Source organism: Neobacillus drentensis, from assembly GCF_036965645.1.
GTDB classification, from domain to species: domain Bacteria; phylum Bacillota; class Bacilli; order Bacillales; family Cytobacillaceae; genus Neobacillus; species Neobacillus drentensis_D.
This window is the reverse complement of the sequence record NZ_JBALPZ010000060.1, coordinates 133,973-151,229: the sequence shown is the minus strand read 5'-3', so window position 1 is coordinate 151,229 and position 17,257 is coordinate 133,973. Positions and strand designations below refer to the sequence as shown.

The following is a 17,257-nucleotide window of genomic DNA, read 5'->3' as shown; positions in this document are numbered from 1 at the left end:
TGTTTATATTGTTAAACACATATAAAACGCATTCCGTCGACCGTTTAACAGAAGTTGTTTTTTAATTTTATTTCCAAAACAATCGACAGTAATTGCTTAATTGCTTTTTCAATAAAATGATTAAAATTTACTATTTTTCGTGTTTTACGCACCATATGATTTCATTATTTTTCATTTACTTTTATTTGTACCCATTTAACCATTAGCACTCTGTTTAAAGCACCTTAAAAAAGGGATACCGTCTTCGGCATCCCTTTATTTATTAATTTTCTACTTACACTTTAACACACTGATAGACTGGGGTAATTGGGGCATCACCACCATAAAGTACCTTCACCACATTATCTGCTGCAAGATGGGCCATCCTCATTCTTGTTTTGACACTTGCACTACCAATGTGAGGCAAGGTAACAACATTGGATAACGATAACAATGGATGATCCATCGGGATCGGTTCTTGTTCAAAGACATCTAACCCCGCAGCCCAAATATCACCATTCCTTAACGCTTCATATAATGCTTCCTCATCTACAATCCCACCTCTTGCAGTGTTGATAAGGATGGCACTCTGTTTCATCAGAGATAATTCCTCTTTACCAATAAGATGATGTACATCAGGACTATAAGGAAGCATGAGGCAAACGTAATCAGATTGCTGTAATAAATCCTTTAACTCACTATAGTGGATACCCAGTTCTTGTTCTTTTTCCAGCTTCCTTGTGCGATTATAATAAAGAACATTCATATCAAAGCCATTTGCCCGCTTCACGAGGGCCTCCCCTATTCTCCCCAACCCGATAATTCCTAGTGTGGCACCAAATATATCCTGTCCAGTATGCTGCATCAATGACCATGCTCCCCACTCGCCATTACGTACGGAGTCGGAAGCATTTACTAATCTTCGGGCAGCTGCCATTAAAAGCGCAAACGTTAAATCGGCCGTGGTTTCGGTTAGGACACCAGGAGTGTTGGTTACAATAATCTCCTTTTTTGCAGCTGCCTGCACATCGATATTGTTATAGCCCACTGCTAGGTTACTAATGATTTTTAATTGCTTTGCCTTCCTTATAACCTCTTCATCTATCTTATCCGTTAATAAGCAGATAAGACCTTCAATATTTTCAATTTCTTTAAGTAAAATTTCCCTTGGAACAGGGATATTTTCTTCTTTCCACATTCTCACATGAAAATACTGTGAAAGTTTATTAATTATTTCATCGGGCAGCTTCCTTGTAATATACACGGTACTTTTCAACTAAATCTCCACCTTTTTATCAAAAATATGTTTTAACACACTAATAAAATCAAAAAAAAAGGGGCACTGGAAAACTCCCATGCCCTATGTGATTGCTGTTTAATTTTTAAACCTATTAGTTAAACTATTAATAAAATACGTTGCTATTAATCTTGAGCGGGTTCTTTTAAAGTCGTTATAATTATGAAACCAAGTACTAGTAATACGGCAAAGAATCCAAAGGCAAGATTATAATTACCAGTTGCATCAAGAATCGCTCCAACAATCATTGGAGAAAAGAATCCACCCAGGTTTCCACCGCTGTTGACAGTTGCAATGGCAATAGGGAAAGTATTTCTATTCGTTAATCCCATAGGATATGCAGAAAATGCAGGCCAGCCAATATTGAGGCAGAAACCTGCCAGCCCTAAACTGAGGGAGACAAGTGTGGCATTGTCTGGGATATTAACAACAACAAGCATCATGATCGCAGTTGAGATGGCTGTAATTAACATTGTTGGCTTACGTCTTTTTAAGAACACTTTATCCGAGATCACTCCGCCTAAAAGTGCACCAATCAATCCTCCAATAGCAGGTGTTGATGCAACAAACCCCATCTTCATAAATGAATATCCTTTTGCATTAACAAGATACATCGGAACCCATGTCAACATACCATATAAAACGCTATTCATTAAGAAATAAGTTAGCGTGTTACCCCAAATATTCCAAGAAGTAAAAACACCTTTAGAAGTACTTATTTTCTCAATTTTCTGATAACGAATTGCCTTATCAAGCCATCCAAGAGATTTTTGTTCCACTGCTACTTCAGTAGTAACCTCTTCTTGACGAATGTATTCCAGCTCAAGAGGTGATACCTTCGAGCTGTCTTCTGGCTTTGTTCGAACTACTAAATACCAGACTAGCGCAACAATAAATCCTGGAATAGCAAACCAATAAAATACATACCGCCAGCCAAATGACATGGCAATCGCAGCCGCGATAATCGGGACAAAGATTGGAGCAAGCTGTGTGGAAGCAATATAAATTCCGGTTGCAGTTGCCTTTTCTTTCGCCGGGAACCAGTGGTTAATCGTTGTTGTCATACTAACAGGAACAGGACCTTCAGCTAAACCTAGTAATAAACGAAGTAAAATTAAAAGAGCAGCACCTGAAACTGTTCCGAGAAAGAAAGTGACGATGGAAAAAGCGATAACAGCTAGAGCAACAACTCCACGAGTTCCTTTTTTACCAAGTAAAAAACCTGCTGGAATCTGAGAACAGGCATATCCTAAGAAGAAGAAACTTGAAATTGCCCCTGCCTGGAAATTGTTAAGAGCAAAATCCTCTTTAATAAACGGGAGAACTACACCAATATTTGTACGGTCTGCGTAACAAACAATGTATACCAAAAAAACAAGTGAAAGAACTAACCAACGATATCCTGTCTTCTTCTTTAGTGCCAGACCTGCACTGATCTTAGATTCTGGTAAAGACATCCCATTTCCCCCGTTCGATTTAAAATATTTTTTTAAAATCACTCAGAAAAAGTTTAATCTTTCATTGTAAGGGTTTTCATTTTTTGTTAAGAAATAACCGCATGATCCTCTTCCGTTCTTTTACTGGTTTCAGAGCTTTGCCTAGCACTCAAGGCAAAGAATGATTTTAAAGATGGATATAAATCATTAAATACTTTATATAATTCATCATATATTCTTAGTTGACTCCGATCTGGCTCTAGTGTGTAAATTGTGTTATTACGAATTTCTTTTGCAGCATTATCCAAAGAAGAAAAATAACCCATCACCGTACCAGCAAGTAAACAAGTCCCTAATACACCGGTCTCAGAAACATCTTTAATATGAACGCTTTTGTTCAATACATTGGCTTTGATTTGGGCCCACTCACGATTTTTTGCCCCTCCGCCAATAGATTGATAGCTTTCCACTCGAAGCTGATACTTTGTTTCAATAATTTCGTTCATTTGTTTTAGTCCAAAAGAGCATCCTTCTAAAACAGCTCGAAACATGTCTGCTTTCGTTGTGTTTAAATGAATTCCAGCAAATACGCCTCTTGCATTCGAATCCCAAATTGGCGCACGTTCCCCTTGCATATACGGCAGAAAAAATACACCGCCCGCACCTGGAAGCGACTGTTTGCACAAAACCTCCAATATAGTTTTCGAATGTCCTTCCGGCTTCAAAAATTGCTCATAGAACCATTGAATAGCTGCACCAGGGAACGACATTGCTCCATGTGATAACCAGCGATTTTTTATAACATGGCATCTATTTAAGAAACGCTTATCCAAAAGCTCAGTTTGGTCTGTACAAACAGTAAATACATTTGAGGTTCCTACTGATTCAAACATTTCATTGATACCAATACCGAGCGCTGCAGCAGAGCATGCTGTGTCTGCTGCACCGGCAATGACTGGAATCCGATTAGATGAAATAAACGGATGCATATATTCTCCAACAATGGAACAAGGCTCAACAACATCAGGAAGCTTATCAAAATCGATGCCTACCCGTTTATAAATTTCTGCAGACCATTGATAGTTTTCTACATCATAAATGCCCGTGAAGGAGCTTTGCGTCCAATCCATCACAAAGTTTCCTGTTAATTTGTGTAATATGAAAGTAGAAAGGTTCCCCCATTTATATGTTTGGGCATAGAGCTCTGGGTGATGATTTTTGAACCACAAATGAGTCGTTACCGTATACATTCCAGGCTCTAAACGGTTTTTCGTCACTTTGAACAATAGTTCTTCGCTGACTTGATTTTTGATCCAGTCCGCTTCCTCTTTACTTCTTTGGTCTAAATACAAAATTCCAGGATAAAGAGGCTCGCCCTTTTCATCTAAAAAGACCGAACTATTACAAAAAGTAGAAAGAGATATCGCATCTACCTTCCCCTCAGCCTCTACCTGCTGCCATACATTTAAAAGTAATGTTTTAATTTTATTCCAAATGTCCTCTAGATCAATTTCTACCCATCCCATTTTAGGGTAGAGAAGAGAATAGGGCTGATATTCAAGAAACCCTAATTCTCCTACTCTATTCATTGCTCCAACTTTAATTCCGCTTGTCCCAATATCTATTCCAATAATGTGAGACATGGCTCATCACCCTCTATACAGTTACTGGTGAATTCATTAATTCGTTATAAAGCTCCAATGTTTCTTTTACTGTTCCTTTATTATGAATAATGTTTTTAAATGCTGTAACGACAGCTGTTGGATTGGGATTATTCCATACAATTCTTCCAAAGGTGATTCCCACACCCCCAGCATCAATAACATCGTATACCATTTGGAAATAGTCTTCAATATTATTTCCGTTATCACCACCTGCCACAACGACCTTTCCTGGTGTAGAAGCGACGACCTTAGCGAAGGTTTCTGGATTACCAGTATACTTTGTTTTGACGATATCTACTCCAAGCTCTGCGCCTGCACGAACGGCGTAAGCTATATGCTTCCAATTATTCTTGTCATCCTCTGGGATTTGATTCCCTCTTGGATAAATGTGGGCAATCATCGGCAAACCATGAGCTGCAGCTTGGCCGGCAATTATTCCAAGATTTCTTAGCTGTTCCGGCTGGTCCTCTCCACCAACAATACAGCCCATTGAAACAGCATCAGCTCCCAAACGAACTGCCTCATCTACTTCAGTAACCCATGCATCATAATTTGGCTGCCAAGGAGAGAACGTAGAGCATTTCAAAATAAAGCCTGTTTTTCCTGCATGTGGACGGTAACACATATCGGCAATTCCTTTATGCATGGTAATTGCATCAGGCCCACCTGCAACGATTTCATCCAACTTACGCTGGATTGGCATAAGTTCTTCAAAAATCCCTCGTGCCATCGCTTGGTCAACTGCAACTGCTAATAGTTTCCCAGACTTTTGGTTTAATAGACGATTCATACGAATTTCTTTACCTAAAAATGCCATAATAAAACACTCCTATTCTCATATTCATAGTTTTTTTATTGAGTAATAACAGTCTTCATACCATTTCCATTTTTAACATCCATAATCGCTCTCTCAATATCATCAAGAGTGTAACCAGTTGTGGTAATTACCTCAGTATTAATCTGACCGGAAGAAATCAGAGATAGTGACTTATGATAGTCAGCCCTTGTTAGAGCAGATGTTCCGTTGATCGTAATTTCATTGTAATGAATGACGTTTGGATCGATTTCTGACATAACATTTTTCGTAAATCCAGCGAAAAGATTTAATGTACCGCCTTTTTTCAATAGATTCGCACTAGAGTTAACTAAGAACGAAACGCCTATTGCCATGATGACAACATCGGCACCCAGCCCTTCTGTTTCACTTAACACGATATCTTCTAATGATTCACTATCAGGGTTTACAGCAAAGTCGGCTCCAGCTAGGAGAGCTTTTTCACGGCGATGACCTATTGGCTCACTCAAAATAACGGTACTTGCTCCTGCTATTTTCGCTAATTGAACATGCATCAGTCCGATGGGTCCGCCGCCAATAACCACTACAACGTCGCCCATTTTGACATTTGCCTTTCTTTGACCATTGATGCAGCAAGCAAGCGGCTCGGTAATAACGGCTTGTTCGAAGGTTAGATGATCCGGGATTTTCACTAAATTCCCTGCTTCAAGAGCTGAGCTGGGAATCCTTACATATTCCGCAAAACCACCATCATACTCATATCCAATTGCTGTACGGTTTGCGCAGACATTTTCCCTTCCATTTAAACAGTAGTAACACTTCCTGCAGGGAATAACAGGCATTACTCCCACTCGGTCTCCTGCAAAAAAACCTTTCACTTTACTGCCAGCTTCTTCAATTGTGCCAACAAGTTCGTGACCAATGACGGAAGGGGTTCTGACACCCTTTGTCTTTTTCCCTTCAAAAATACGGACATCTGTACCGCATACAGCGCTTGCATTAACCCTTACAAGAACTTCATCTTCATTAATTTCCGGCTTTTTAACCTCTTCAAGCTTCAGTTCATTTGGTCCATGAAATACAGCTGCTCTCATAACTCCTTTGCTCCTTTTAAGGTTAGTGTGGTTTTGTGAAGGAAATTTCCTTCATTATTTTCTTAAAAAAATAGAAGATAAATTCCTCTATTCTTTTATATAAACCAGTTTATTCATGCTTGATGACACCCTTAGTGAATTTTTGAACCAAATTCACCTTTTTTTGGGCACTTGACTATGCCTGCATAATAAATTGTAAAGATTGGATATTGAATTTTCTAAAAACTTTATTTACAAACTCATCATAGCACGTGATGGTAATTTCCTTCAATATTTATTTTTGAAAAAGTGAAACTTTTTTTCTGAAATCCCTTACAGTTTTTTGTCTATGGTGGATTTCCGTGTTTTCTGGAGGTTGCTGTAATACAGTTCATACTGCTGGTTGGCTACCGCAGCAACTAAAATATCTATGATTGTTAATTGAGCTATTCTTGAAGAAATCGCATCAGTTCGAAACAACGTCTCATTTGAAGCTGTTTGTAACACAATATCCGATATTTTTGTTATCGGTGATTTCGATGAATTTGTAATACAAATGATCGTTGCCCCCGCTTCTTTCGCTAACTTCAGAGCTGCTAAAACATCTGTATTGGAGCCTGTATGTGAAATTCCAATCACAACATCTTGATTTGTGAGCACACTCGCTGACATTGCTTGCAAAATAGTATCGTTATAAGCAAATGATTTAATCCCTAATTTTAATAGCTTGTGGTGAGCATCTAATGCTACCGTTCCTGAACCGCCTGTTCCATAAAACTCAATGAAACGTGCATTTGAAACAGCATTCACAGCCTTCCTTAGTTCTTCATCATTACAAACCTCAATTGAATCGTATAGTGCTTGTATGTTTGATTGAAATACCTTCTTTTTGATCATGACGACGTCGTCACCTTTTTCAATAGCTTCATGAATCTGCTTTTCAGGGGCGATAACTTCCTTTGCCAAATTGATCTTCAAATCTTGGAAACCTTTATAACCAAGCCTTTTACATAATCGGACAACAGAAGATTCACTTGTTTCACTTCTTTCGGCTACTTCCGTAATGGAGAGATGGATAATTTCGTCCTGATTTTGCTCGATAAATTCAATAATTTTTTTCTCTGAATCCCGAAGCTTTGACATGGCGGCATTTATTCTAGTAAAAAAGCCTGGATTTGTATTTACGTTCAATTCGCTCATTGACGTTCCTCTACTTTCCCTTTCATTATTGTCTAGTTTCTATTCTATAATAATTATTTAATAATTTTCTACTTGATTTTATATTTTTAGAAAGTAAGGAAGCGCCTGTATCCAACATTCCATGGGATTTTTTTCTTCTTTTATATAAATAGGCATTTAAATTCCAAACCTTTAAAATAAACTTTAGTCTTTACTAATTAATCGTTTAATTAGTTATCCGTTATAGTTCAATGTATATTGTTGGTTATTTACGCCCTTCTTCGTAAAAACTCTTTCTAGATAGTGAAGTTTTGTCCCTGACATCAGCATCACCGTCGAACTCCTCGTTCCATAATGCTCACTTTCAATAAACAATGGCGAGAGCAGCCGCTCCCATTCTAATGAAACCCCTGTACGTGGAAGATTCTTATCCGGGGCAGGTTCTGCATTTTGCAGCAGGGCAAATAGTTTTTCAGTCATCCCGTTCCTTTCACTTATAATTCGTGCCAGACCCTCCTTCCCTTTTTCCACCTTTGGCCAGCTGCTATTTAATAAGTGATTACTCACCCCATAGATACCGGGTTTTAATTTCTCCAATTTTTGGCCGACATTAGAGTAATAATATAAATCGTCCCCATCCCCTGCCAATAAGTTATAGCCGGGATACAAGTGATTATGAGCTGCAAGATGCTGCATATATTCTTCCATTTTTCCTTTATATTTCAAAGCATCAGCCACTAATTCTCCACGTGAATGCTTTCCCTCTGTTATTTCCTTTGGATCGCGGTAATTAGTTAATGCCGAAAAGCGCCCGCTGCTGGTCACTCCCATCCACGTTCCCATTTTTTCCAGGTCCCGTCCGGCCAGGATTTCCGGATGATCCTCCCAAAAGTGTGCCGGGGCAGTCGGCCGTTGATAAAATTCATCACGATTCGCCGCGACAATTAGTGGATATTCCTCATGAACACGATAGGCAAACAGAATTAAACAAATGACCATCACAACCTTTACATAAATACTCTAATAAATAGCCTTCCCATTTCATAATTCGACAAATTCTCAACAAAAACCTTTAACAAGTCCTATGGCGTAATAATAGTGCCTGTCACCGTTATTAAGCTTGATGACGTAGTAATGTGACATTCACTGATTGAATGGTGAAAGCACCGAATTTTTTTTGTGGTTTTGAGGAAAATAATCTTGTTTGAAGGATGAATAGGAGGTTTTTTTATGTCTGAGCTAGAACCAATTAAGTATGAGACGGGCACTGCGATTCGTGATTATGACATTATCCAAATTACTCAAACCGAGAATGGCTACGAGGTCCTATTAGATGTTAATCTTGACAGCGGCTACTCTTTAGCGAGAACAAAATTGGATATCACTCATGAAGATTTACAAGGCTATGAAACCAATGAAATAGAAGAAGGCATTAAATATGCGTTGGGATTTTTCTCATAGGGAAAATTCTAAGCTCAAACGGAAAATCCCCGGCCTTTTTTATAAGAGCGGGGATTATGCTGTTCATTATATTACCAAAAGAATTTGGTTTCCTGCAGGATCACTTGTGACGTAAGTGTTCCCTTCATTCCTAAGAGGAGCACCAATCTGCTCTAGCTGTTTCACCACTTTCTCTCTTGCCTCTTTAGTAGGGAAGACAAGGGAATACCAATTTAAACCTACACTATTTTGAGGTGGTGTTGGGGCTCCTGCTCCCTGCCAAGTATTGATGGCCACATGATGGTGATACCTGCCTGACGAAAGAAATACTGCTTGCGGATAGTAACTCACAACCTCAAAGCCAATACCTTTTGTATAAAATTCTTTTGCTTTTTCTAAATCGCCTACATGGAGATGAATATGCCCCATAATCGTTCCGGATGGAAGACCTCTCCACTCACCTTCACTCTCCGCTAAGATCCCTTGTGCATCCAACTGTTCAGTGGCCATTTCGACTAAACCGTCTTTCCAGACCCATTCAGAAGAAGGGCGGTCTCGATAAACTTCGATTCCATTCCCATCAGGATCATTTAGATACAAGGCTTCACTTACATAGTGATCGGCTGCTCCCAGCGGGTATCCTGTCAGAATTAAGTGGCGTAAAAAGTCTCCTAAGTCAGCACGCTTTGGCAGTAATATCGCAAAATGGTACAAACCTGACATGTGCTCTTGTTTCGGAATAACCGCCACTGGTTCTTCCAGCGTTAACAGCGGAGTTTGTCCGTCAGCGGTTAGAACCGCTTTCCGCTCACTTTGCTCCAAGAGTTGAAGACCGATGATATTTTGATAAAACGTAACAGAATAATCTAGATTTTTTACTTTTATATTAACTTCACCAACATAGATATTTGGCTCTTGATGAAACTGCTCCATGTTCATCCCATCCTTTTTCTTTTAATAACAAAACAATGAATATAATAATAGGGTTTAATTCGATCTCATTAATTATTCAATTTGAATCATCTTAAGTTTAGTTTACCCTGCGTTTATCTCGAATTCAAGTATTATAATTTAAATGTATTTTCCCATTAACTAAAACTAACACAGTCTTAACATTCTCTTTACACTAGGTTTAGAAAAAATCCATCATCCGCTAATACAATAGAGTAAACAAGTATTGGAGGGATTGGATGAAGGTTACGGTTGCTGGAGCAGGGTATGTAGGATTGGTTACTAGTGCTTGTTTAGCCGAGATGGGCCACGAGGTGACATGTATTGATATTCAAAAAGAGAAAATCGATATGCTGCAGAGCGGGCGTTCCCCCATCTATGAACCAGGGTTAGAGTCCCTTTTAGAAAAAAATTTACATAACAAACAGCTGAATTTCACCATCAATCCAAATGAAGCTTACTCAAATGCTGAACTTATTTTCATTGCAGTCGGTACACCAGAACAACACGATGGTTCAGCAGACCTAAAATACATTCATGTGGCCGCCCATACAATTGCTCACTATATGGAGCAAGATGTGATTGTTTGCACGAAAAGCACGGTTCCAGTCGGTACAAACGAGCTCATTCAGCAAATCATTGACAGCAGAAAACCTCCTAACCTTCGAGCAGAAGTAGTTGCTAATCCCGAATTTCTTCGCGAGGGTACAGCGATTATTGACTTTTTTCATGGAGACCGTATCGTGGTTGGCACCAGTGACCCTAAAGTGGCAGCGATAATGGAACAGTTTTACCAGCCCTTGCAAATTCCAATTTACAAAACGGATATCCGAAGTGCCGAAATCATTAAATATGCTTCAAATGCTTTTTTAGCAATGAAAATAAGCTTTATTAATGAAATGGCAGGCATTTGTGATAATGTCGGGGCTAATATAGAGGAAGTAGCATTTGGAATCGGCCTGGACAAACGGATTGGCCCTCATTTCCTTAAAGCTGGAATTGGCTATGGAGGCTCCTGTTTTCCTAAGGATACAAAAGCGCTCGCACAGTTTGGCGGGCATTTGAACCAGCCACTCCCCCTGCTTGATGCGGTCATTCAAGTAAATAAACGGCAGCATTCACTTCCAATTGTAAAAGCAAAAGAGCTGGTTGGATCATTAAAAGGAAAAAAAGTCGCTATCCTTGGATTAGCGTTTAAAGCAGATACAGATGATGTCCGTGAATCAGCAGCATTAACCCTGATAAACGAATTGTCTGTGGAGGGTGCCGACATTTGTGCCTATGACCCTATTGCTATTCCTAATGCAAAGAGAATTTTAGGTGATTCCATTACTTATAGAGAAGATATTCGAGAAGCACTCACAGACGCTGAACTTGCCATTATTGCAACAGAATGGGAGCAAATAAGACATCTTCCCTTGGATGTCTATTTAACACATATGAAAAAACCAATAGTTATTGATGGTCGTAATTGTTATCCACTTCAGGCTATTCAACAGTATCCGATTACGTATCGATCTGTGGGGAGACCTGACAAAACTATGTAAGCCAATGGAGGGAATGGGACATGATGAAAATAATCCATGCAGTGTATGGATTTGAATGCCGCTTATTACAACGTGTGAATAGACATTACGATAAAAAGCTGTTAAATCTATTCTTTCGAATCATTACCCAGTTTGGAGGGGCAGACATCACCATCGCCACTGCCTTCCTCCTTATCATAATTTCTTCAGGTGAACCCAGGTTAACGGCTATTAGCAGCGCACTGGCATTATCGGCAAGTCATATCCCAGTCCATATCATAAAACAGCTGTTTCCACGAAAAAGGCCTTACTTGATGATAGAAAGTACGAAGTTTCCAGCTAATCCTTTACAAGATCATTCCTTCCCATCGGGGCATACAACGGCCATTTTTTCCGTTGTAACCCCCTATATCTTAGCTATTCCACAACTTGCATTTGTGCTAATTCCTCTAGGAATGTTTGTGGGAATATCTAGAATTTATTTAGGGCTTCATTATCCTTCTGATATTCTTGCTGGCGGCATGCTTGGCACTATAACCGGAATCATTTGTTTTTGTTTGTTATGTTTGTAAGATATGGTTGTTAGGAGGGATGATATGAGAATCGCCATTTTCACTGATACTTTTTATCCTGACATAAACGGTGTTGCCCGAACACTAAAAAGGTTGACTAACTTCTTAGAGAATCAAAGCATTACATTTAAACTATTTGCACCCGCTTCTCCTATAGAGGAATTTGCCTCTAGTCATATTCACCGCTCTAAGAGCCTTTCCTTTTTCATGTATCCTGAATGCCGGTTAGCTTTTCCTAACCTTTCTCAAATGAAAACGGAACTGCAAAACTTCTCACCGGATTTAATCCATGTAGCTACCCCGTTTAACATCGGCCTTTGTGGAGTTTATTTTTCAAAAAAGCTAAATATTCCACTTGTGGGGTCGTATCATACCAATTTTGATCATTATTTGCAGTGTTATAGCCTTCCATTTCTATCGAAACTACATTGGAACTATATGGAGTGGTTCTATCAAACATGTAAAAAAATCTTCGTCCCCTCTCCAGCTACACTCCTGCAATTAAAACAGCAAGGTTTTACCAATCTAGAGATTTGGCCGAGAGGTGTGGATTGCCAGTTGTTTCATCCTTATTATGATAAGAAATCCGTTAAACATCGTTACTGCCGGCAAGATTCCTATTTACTGACGTATGTTGGCCGATTAGCGCCCGAGAAGGATTTATACACTCTTTTGGCTGCAGCAAGGTCTCTTCCATCAGACATTAATCAAAACATCCACTGGCTAATCATTGGCGATGGTCCGTTGAGAGAAGAGCTAGAGTCCCAAGCACCCGAGAATATGACGTTTACTGGATATTTAGAAGGGGAGCCACTGGCAGAGGTCTATGCGGCATCTGACTTGTTTGTTTTCCCTTCAGCCTCTGAGACCTTTGGAAACGTAGTGCTGGAATCACTTGCTTGTGGAACACCAGTGATAGGCGCAAAGGCGGGTGGTGTGCAGAATATCGTTAAGCCGGGTTTAACCGGACTCTTATGTGAACCCGGTAATGTGCAAGAGTTTTCCGAAGCCATTCTGCAACTATTAACAAATGAATCCTTACGGCAAAAAATGGGGACATCAGGAAGACACTATGCATTGACCCAGAGCTGGGATCGTATATTGCATAACCTCATCTCCCAATATACGGATGTTATACAAGAACGCGAACACCAAAAATACGCTTAAATAAGTGCAAACATTAAAAATGGTGACAGGCACCGCGTGCCTGTCACCATTTTTAACTTACTAGTGGGAGTTTGATTTCTACTCTGGTGCCTTGGTTTAGTTTGCTTTTGTAGGTGATACTACCGTGGTGTTGTTTCAGGATTTTGTGGCAGATCATGACGCCAAGACCTGTACCTTTTTCTTTTAAGCTGTAGAACGGCTCTCCTAAACGAGGGAGCAGCTCTTCCGGGATGCCTAGCCCGTGGTCTTGAATTGTAATCATGCAATCCTTTGATGCGTTTTTGCCCATTCGAATTTGAATATCACCGCCAGCGGGCATCGCTTCAATCGCATTCTTAATAACGTTTAGAAAAACCTGTTTTAGTTGATTCTTTTCCCCTTTAATGATAAAAGGTCCCTCATCAAAATTTACGTCAAACTGAATATTGTTCATATTCGCCTGAGGAGAAAGTAACTCAACTGTATTTACAAGTAACTCCCCTAAATTCACTTGGTCCAACCGCACGGCTTGCGGTTTTCCCAGAGAGAGGAGCTCACTTGTAATGGATTCAATTCGCTCCAGTTCACTTAGAAGTAAGTCATTATATACGACCGAACTATTTTCAGCTTTATATAACTGGACAAAGCCTTTAATGGTTGTCAATGGATTCCGGATCTCATGAGCTACGCCTGCAGCCAGCTCTCCGACAATCGACAGCTTTTCCGACTGCAGCAGAATTTCCTCAGATTTTTTCCGTTCTGATATATCCCGGCTGATGATGACTATATTTTGAACTGTATCTTTTTCTCCCTTAACAGGCATACACTTAGACTCAAATTCAATCCAATTTCCATCTTTATGTCTTATTCGAATTTCCATTGATTGGGACTCATTAAATTCAAACATTCTTTTAATCGAATCTAGAAACATTGGTTTATCATCAGGATGAAGTAGCATGAAACATTTATGTTTCTCTAATTCAGAACATGGAAAGCCTAATACATGCTCATGAGAAGGAGAAAGGTAACTAATAGCGTGTTCTTTATCCATCAACATAATTAAGTCCGACGTGTTTTCGGCAATCAATCGGTATTTTGACTCACTTGCTTCAACCAGCTTGTACATGTCTGACAAGCCGCGATTTAACCGAAGCAGCTTCTCATGGGATTCTATCAGTAATACGCCAATAATCACACCCAGCAGCACAAACAATAAATACTGAAAATGAAATAACGGTTTATCTCTAAAGACGTGAAATATGAACGGTACGATAATAAGATAGATGGCGACATAAGCGGCGTATAATAAAACGCTTCTTTTCACACTGGAAAGTCGTTTCGTTACGAAGTGAATAATAGAGAAGGCAATAATAATGGCCGTCCAGCCCATAATGGCCGGTGTCCATTGGCCGCTTTCTACTAATCTCGTCACTAATCCGAATATACCTGTAATGATTCCTGGCAAAGGGCCGAAATAGACAAATGTCAAGATGACCGGTGCATAGCGTATATCATAAGAATAACCCTGCTGCTGAAAGGATAGCTTGATCAAGACAACAGATACGATTCCGGCATAAATCCCAACCCAATAGCGCCAATTTTTAATCGGCTTGTGATTAATAAATGGACCAATGACTAGTGGTGTACTGACCAATAGAGAAAAAATGGAGAGATTAATAATGTAGTCTAAAAGAACCAACGGACTCCCACCCAAACTTTGTCAAATTTACACTATCTCTCTTATCATAAACCAGAGTTCCTACTATTTCTATATAGAAAATTAACTTATGGCAGTACGATCACCTACTGTGTATCTGCCGTATAGGATAGAGAAATTTATTTTATATCATATAACTTACATTTCTCGTAAAATCTTGTTTTGCCAATCTCCAACAATCTTGCTGCTTCCTGCTTATTCCCATTTGCTGCCGTCAGTGCATTTAAAATTGCTTCCTTTTCCACTTGAGCCAGCGTTTCCTTTAACGGGGTAATTGACGGAGACAAATTTCCAACAGGTTTTGTTTTAGTAACAGGACTATCAAATTGGCTAGAATTCTGCAATTCTAGCTCGCGTAAATATAATGGAAGATGGAACACTTCAATCGTTTGTCCATCAAGGACATTTATGGCCCTCTCCAACACATTTTCAAGTTCACGAACGTTTCCAGGCCAAGAATGCTCCATTAATCTTTGTTCAACTTCTTTTGAAATTTCAATTCCTGTTCGAAAAAATTTTCGTTCCAGCTTTTTTAACAGACCCATGGATATTAACTTAATATCCTCTTTCCTTTTATTCAAAGGGGGGATTTCAATTTTTATCACATTTAACCGATAATATAAATCCTGACGGAACTTTCCTTCGTCCACCATTTTCTCTAGGTCTCGATGTGTAGCGGCAATGATACGGACATCAACAGGAATTGATTTTTGTCCGCCGACTCGCTGGATTTCTTTTTCTTGTAAAACTCTGAGCAGTTTAGATTGCATCGAAAGCGGCATATCGCCAATTTCATCTAGGAAAAGGGTACCATTATGAGCCATTTCAAACTGCCCTCTTTTCCCTCCCTTTTTCGCACCTGTAAAAGCACCATCATCATAACCGAATAGTTCTGATTCTAGAAGATGTTCAGGTATGGAAGCACAGTTAATCGCCACAAATGGCAAGGAGGAACGGAGGCTGTGGTTGTGGATAGCATGGGCAAACAATTCCTTGCCTGTACCCGATTCCCCTATTAAAAGAACAGAGGAGTTGCTGGCAGAAATTCGCTCCGCCAATTTTTTCGCGGCGAGAAAAGGGGGGCTGCTGCCAATTAAATCCTCAAAATAATATTTACTCTTTAACTCTTTTTCTAGTTTTGTTTTATAATATTTTAATTCTTCGACTAAATGTTGAATCTTTGTTTTATACATCCGCCATTCTTCTGGACTTCGAAACATAACGGTCCCAAGGGCTCCTACAATTTTCCCATCGACGATCAGAGGGTACCTGTTTGCAATCATTTCACTTCCATTAATGGGATGCAGAGCTGCAAGCTCTTTTTTGCCAGTTTTAGCGACAATATGCATCCTTGAATTTTCAATCACATCCTGAACAGGCCGGTTGATAGCCTCCTCCACAGTTGTCCCCAAAAACTCACAATAAGCTTCATTAATATAGATAATAATTCCTTCACGGTCGATTACAACAATTCTTTCCGCTAATAGGTTAATAATCTGTTCATGCCAGTTAGCTGGAATCGCTTCCATTCCTCTGTTCATAGATTCACACCCTTGCTGTATGGATACATTTATTATAACAAAGGTTGATTGGTAATAAATAGATTGGAAGATTTTTTATCAAAACAGAAAATCCTATCCGATAACGAATAGGATTTTGAAAGATATTATTGTGCTGTGTAACCGCCATCCAAAATAACGGCCTGACCGGTAATTCCTCTTCCTTTATCACTTGCTAAAAATACAGCATAATCGGCAATTTCTGATACAGATAATAGTCTTTTTTGTGGAACAAGCGGTAAAAGCACTTCATCAATGACACTTTCCAAACTGACATTTCTTGTTGTGGCGAGGTCTGCTAACTGATTTCTAACGAGCGGTGTATCGACATATCCCGGGCAGAGCGCATTAACAGTAATCCCGTTGGTCGCCCCTTCTAATGCCGCAACTTTTGTTAATCCGATGACGCCATGCTTGGCGCTGTTATAGGCAGCCTTGCCGGCAAAACCAATCACCCCATTGATTGACGCCATATTAATCACCCGGCCAAAGCCCTGTTCCTTCATAATTGGGAAGACGTTTTTAATACCGATGAATGGAGCTGTTAACATAATTTTTACTAACAGTTCAAATTTTTCAGTTGGAAACTCTTCAATGGGTGAAACATATTGCATCCCGGCATTGTTGACTAAAATATCAAGCCGGCCAAAATTTTTATAGGCTTTAAGAATACTATTTTTAAAGGCTTCCTCGTTTGTTACATCACATGGAGCTGAAAAAGTTTCAAAGCCCTGGTCCCTTAATTCTGCTGCCACCTGTTCACTCTTTTCAGCATTTAAATCGGAAATGACCACCTTTGCTCCCTCTTGTGCGAAGGTTTTGGCTATTTCTAACCCAATTCCGCTCGCCGACCCAGTAATGAATGCTGTCTTTCCTTCTAGTAACGTGCTCATTTATATGTGCCTCCTAATTGCTAGTAATC

15 protein-coding genes are annotated in these 17,257 nt (G+C 39.5%); 4 read left to right on the top strand and 11 right to left on the bottom strand.

The features are described 5' to 3' along the window. Positions 1-274: 274 nt before the first annotated feature. The 7 genes from V7266_RS13185 to V7266_RS13155 all read right to left on the bottom strand — a co-directional run bounded on the left by V7266_RS13185 (position 275) and on the right by V7266_RS13155 (position 8,423). On the bottom strand, positions 275-1,255 hold the full coding sequence (locus tag V7266_RS13185) for a 2-hydroxyacid dehydrogenase (RefSeq protein WP_335468344.1): 981 nt from the start codon (positions 1,253-1,255) through the stop codon (positions 275-277). 146 nt (positions 1,256-1,401) lie between these two features. Then, entirely contained in the window at positions 1,402-2,733 is a 1,332-nt protein-coding gene (locus V7266_RS13180) for an MFS transporter (protein ID WP_335468343.1), read from the bottom strand. Between the two features lie 86 nt (positions 2,734-2,819). Next, positions 2,820-4,355, bottom strand: a complete 1,536-nt coding sequence (locus V7266_RS13175; protein ID WP_335468342.1) for a xylulokinase — start codon at positions 4,353-4,355, stop codon at positions 2,820-2,822. Between the two features lie 13 nt (positions 4,356-4,368). Then, positions 4,369-5,193 carry a class I fructose-bisphosphate aldolase gene (locus V7266_RS13170; protein WP_335468341.1) on the bottom strand — a complete coding sequence of 275 codons (825 nt, stop codon included), beginning with the start codon at positions 5,191-5,193 and terminating at the stop codon, positions 4,369-4,371. Positions 5,194-5,228: 35 nt separating this feature from the next. Beyond that, positions 5,229-6,266 (bottom strand): zinc-dependent dehydrogenase, encoded by a 1,038-nt coding sequence (locus tag V7266_RS13165; RefSeq protein WP_335468340.1) that lies wholly within the window; start codon positions 6,264-6,266, stop codon positions 5,229-5,231. Positions 6,267-6,578: 312 nt separating this feature from the next. Further along, a complete protein-coding gene (locus tag V7266_RS13160; protein ID WP_335468339.1) occupies positions 6,579-7,445 on the bottom strand; it encodes a MurR/RpiR family transcriptional regulator in 867 nt (288 codons plus the stop codon). Positions 7,446-7,658: 213 nt separating this feature from the next. Continuing rightward, positions 7,659-8,423, bottom strand: coding sequence for an NRDE family protein (locus V7266_RS13155; RefSeq protein WP_335468338.1), 765 nt, complete (start codon positions 8,421-8,423; stop codon positions 7,659-7,661). A 231-nt stretch (positions 8,424-8,654) separates the two neighbouring features. Between V7266_RS13155 and V7266_RS13150 the strand changes: the two genes are divergently transcribed. After that, positions 8,655-8,885 (top strand): hypothetical protein, encoded by a 231-nt coding sequence (locus V7266_RS13150; RefSeq protein WP_335468337.1) that lies wholly within the window; start codon positions 8,655-8,657, stop codon positions 8,883-8,885. A 66-nt stretch (positions 8,886-8,951) separates the two neighbouring features. On the opposite strand, the gene V7266_RS13145 is transcribed toward V7266_RS13150, so the two are convergent. Then, positions 8,952-9,797, bottom strand: coding sequence for a VOC family protein (locus tag V7266_RS13145; protein WP_335468336.1), 846 nt, complete (start codon positions 9,795-9,797; stop codon positions 8,952-8,954). Positions 9,798-10,054: 257 nt separating this feature from the next. On the opposite strand from V7266_RS13145, the gene V7266_RS13140 reads away from it, so the two are divergent. The 3 genes from V7266_RS13140 to V7266_RS13130 are packed head-to-tail and all read left to right on the top strand — an operon-like array spanning position 10,055 to position 13,080. Continuing rightward, positions 10,055-11,362, top strand: a complete 1,308-nt coding sequence (locus tag V7266_RS13140; RefSeq protein WP_335468335.1) for a UDP-glucose dehydrogenase family protein — start codon at positions 10,055-10,057, stop codon at positions 11,360-11,362. Positions 11,363-11,382: 20 nt separating this feature from the next. Beyond that, positions 11,383-11,913 carry a phosphatase PAP2 family protein gene (locus V7266_RS13135; RefSeq protein WP_420491395.1) on the top strand — a complete coding sequence of 177 codons (531 nt, stop codon included), beginning with the start codon at positions 11,383-11,385 and terminating at the stop codon, positions 11,911-11,913. A 24-nt stretch (positions 11,914-11,937) separates the two neighbouring features. Beyond that, a complete protein-coding gene (locus V7266_RS13130) occupies positions 11,938-13,080 on the top strand; it encodes a glycosyltransferase family 4 protein (protein ID WP_335468334.1) in 1,143 nt (380 codons plus the stop codon). Positions 13,081-13,132: 52 nt separating this feature from the next. On the opposite strand, the gene V7266_RS13125 is transcribed toward V7266_RS13130, so the two are convergent. From V7266_RS13125 to V7266_RS13115, 3 genes are all read right to left on the bottom strand, one after another. Beyond that, positions 13,133-14,758, bottom strand: a complete 1,626-nt coding sequence (locus V7266_RS13125; RefSeq protein WP_335468333.1) for an ATP-binding protein — start codon at positions 14,756-14,758, stop codon at positions 13,133-13,135. A 137-nt stretch (positions 14,759-14,895) separates the two neighbouring features. Next, positions 14,896-16,317, bottom strand: a complete 1,422-nt coding sequence (locus V7266_RS13120; RefSeq protein WP_335468332.1) for a sigma-54 interaction domain-containing protein — start codon at positions 16,315-16,317, stop codon at positions 14,896-14,898. Positions 16,318-16,442: 125 nt separating this feature from the next. Beyond that, on the bottom strand, positions 16,443-17,228 hold the full coding sequence (locus tag V7266_RS13115; protein ID WP_335468331.1) for a 3-hydroxybutyrate dehydrogenase: 786 nt from the start codon (positions 17,226-17,228) through the stop codon (positions 16,443-16,445). Positions 17,229-17,257: the final 29 nt, after the last annotated feature.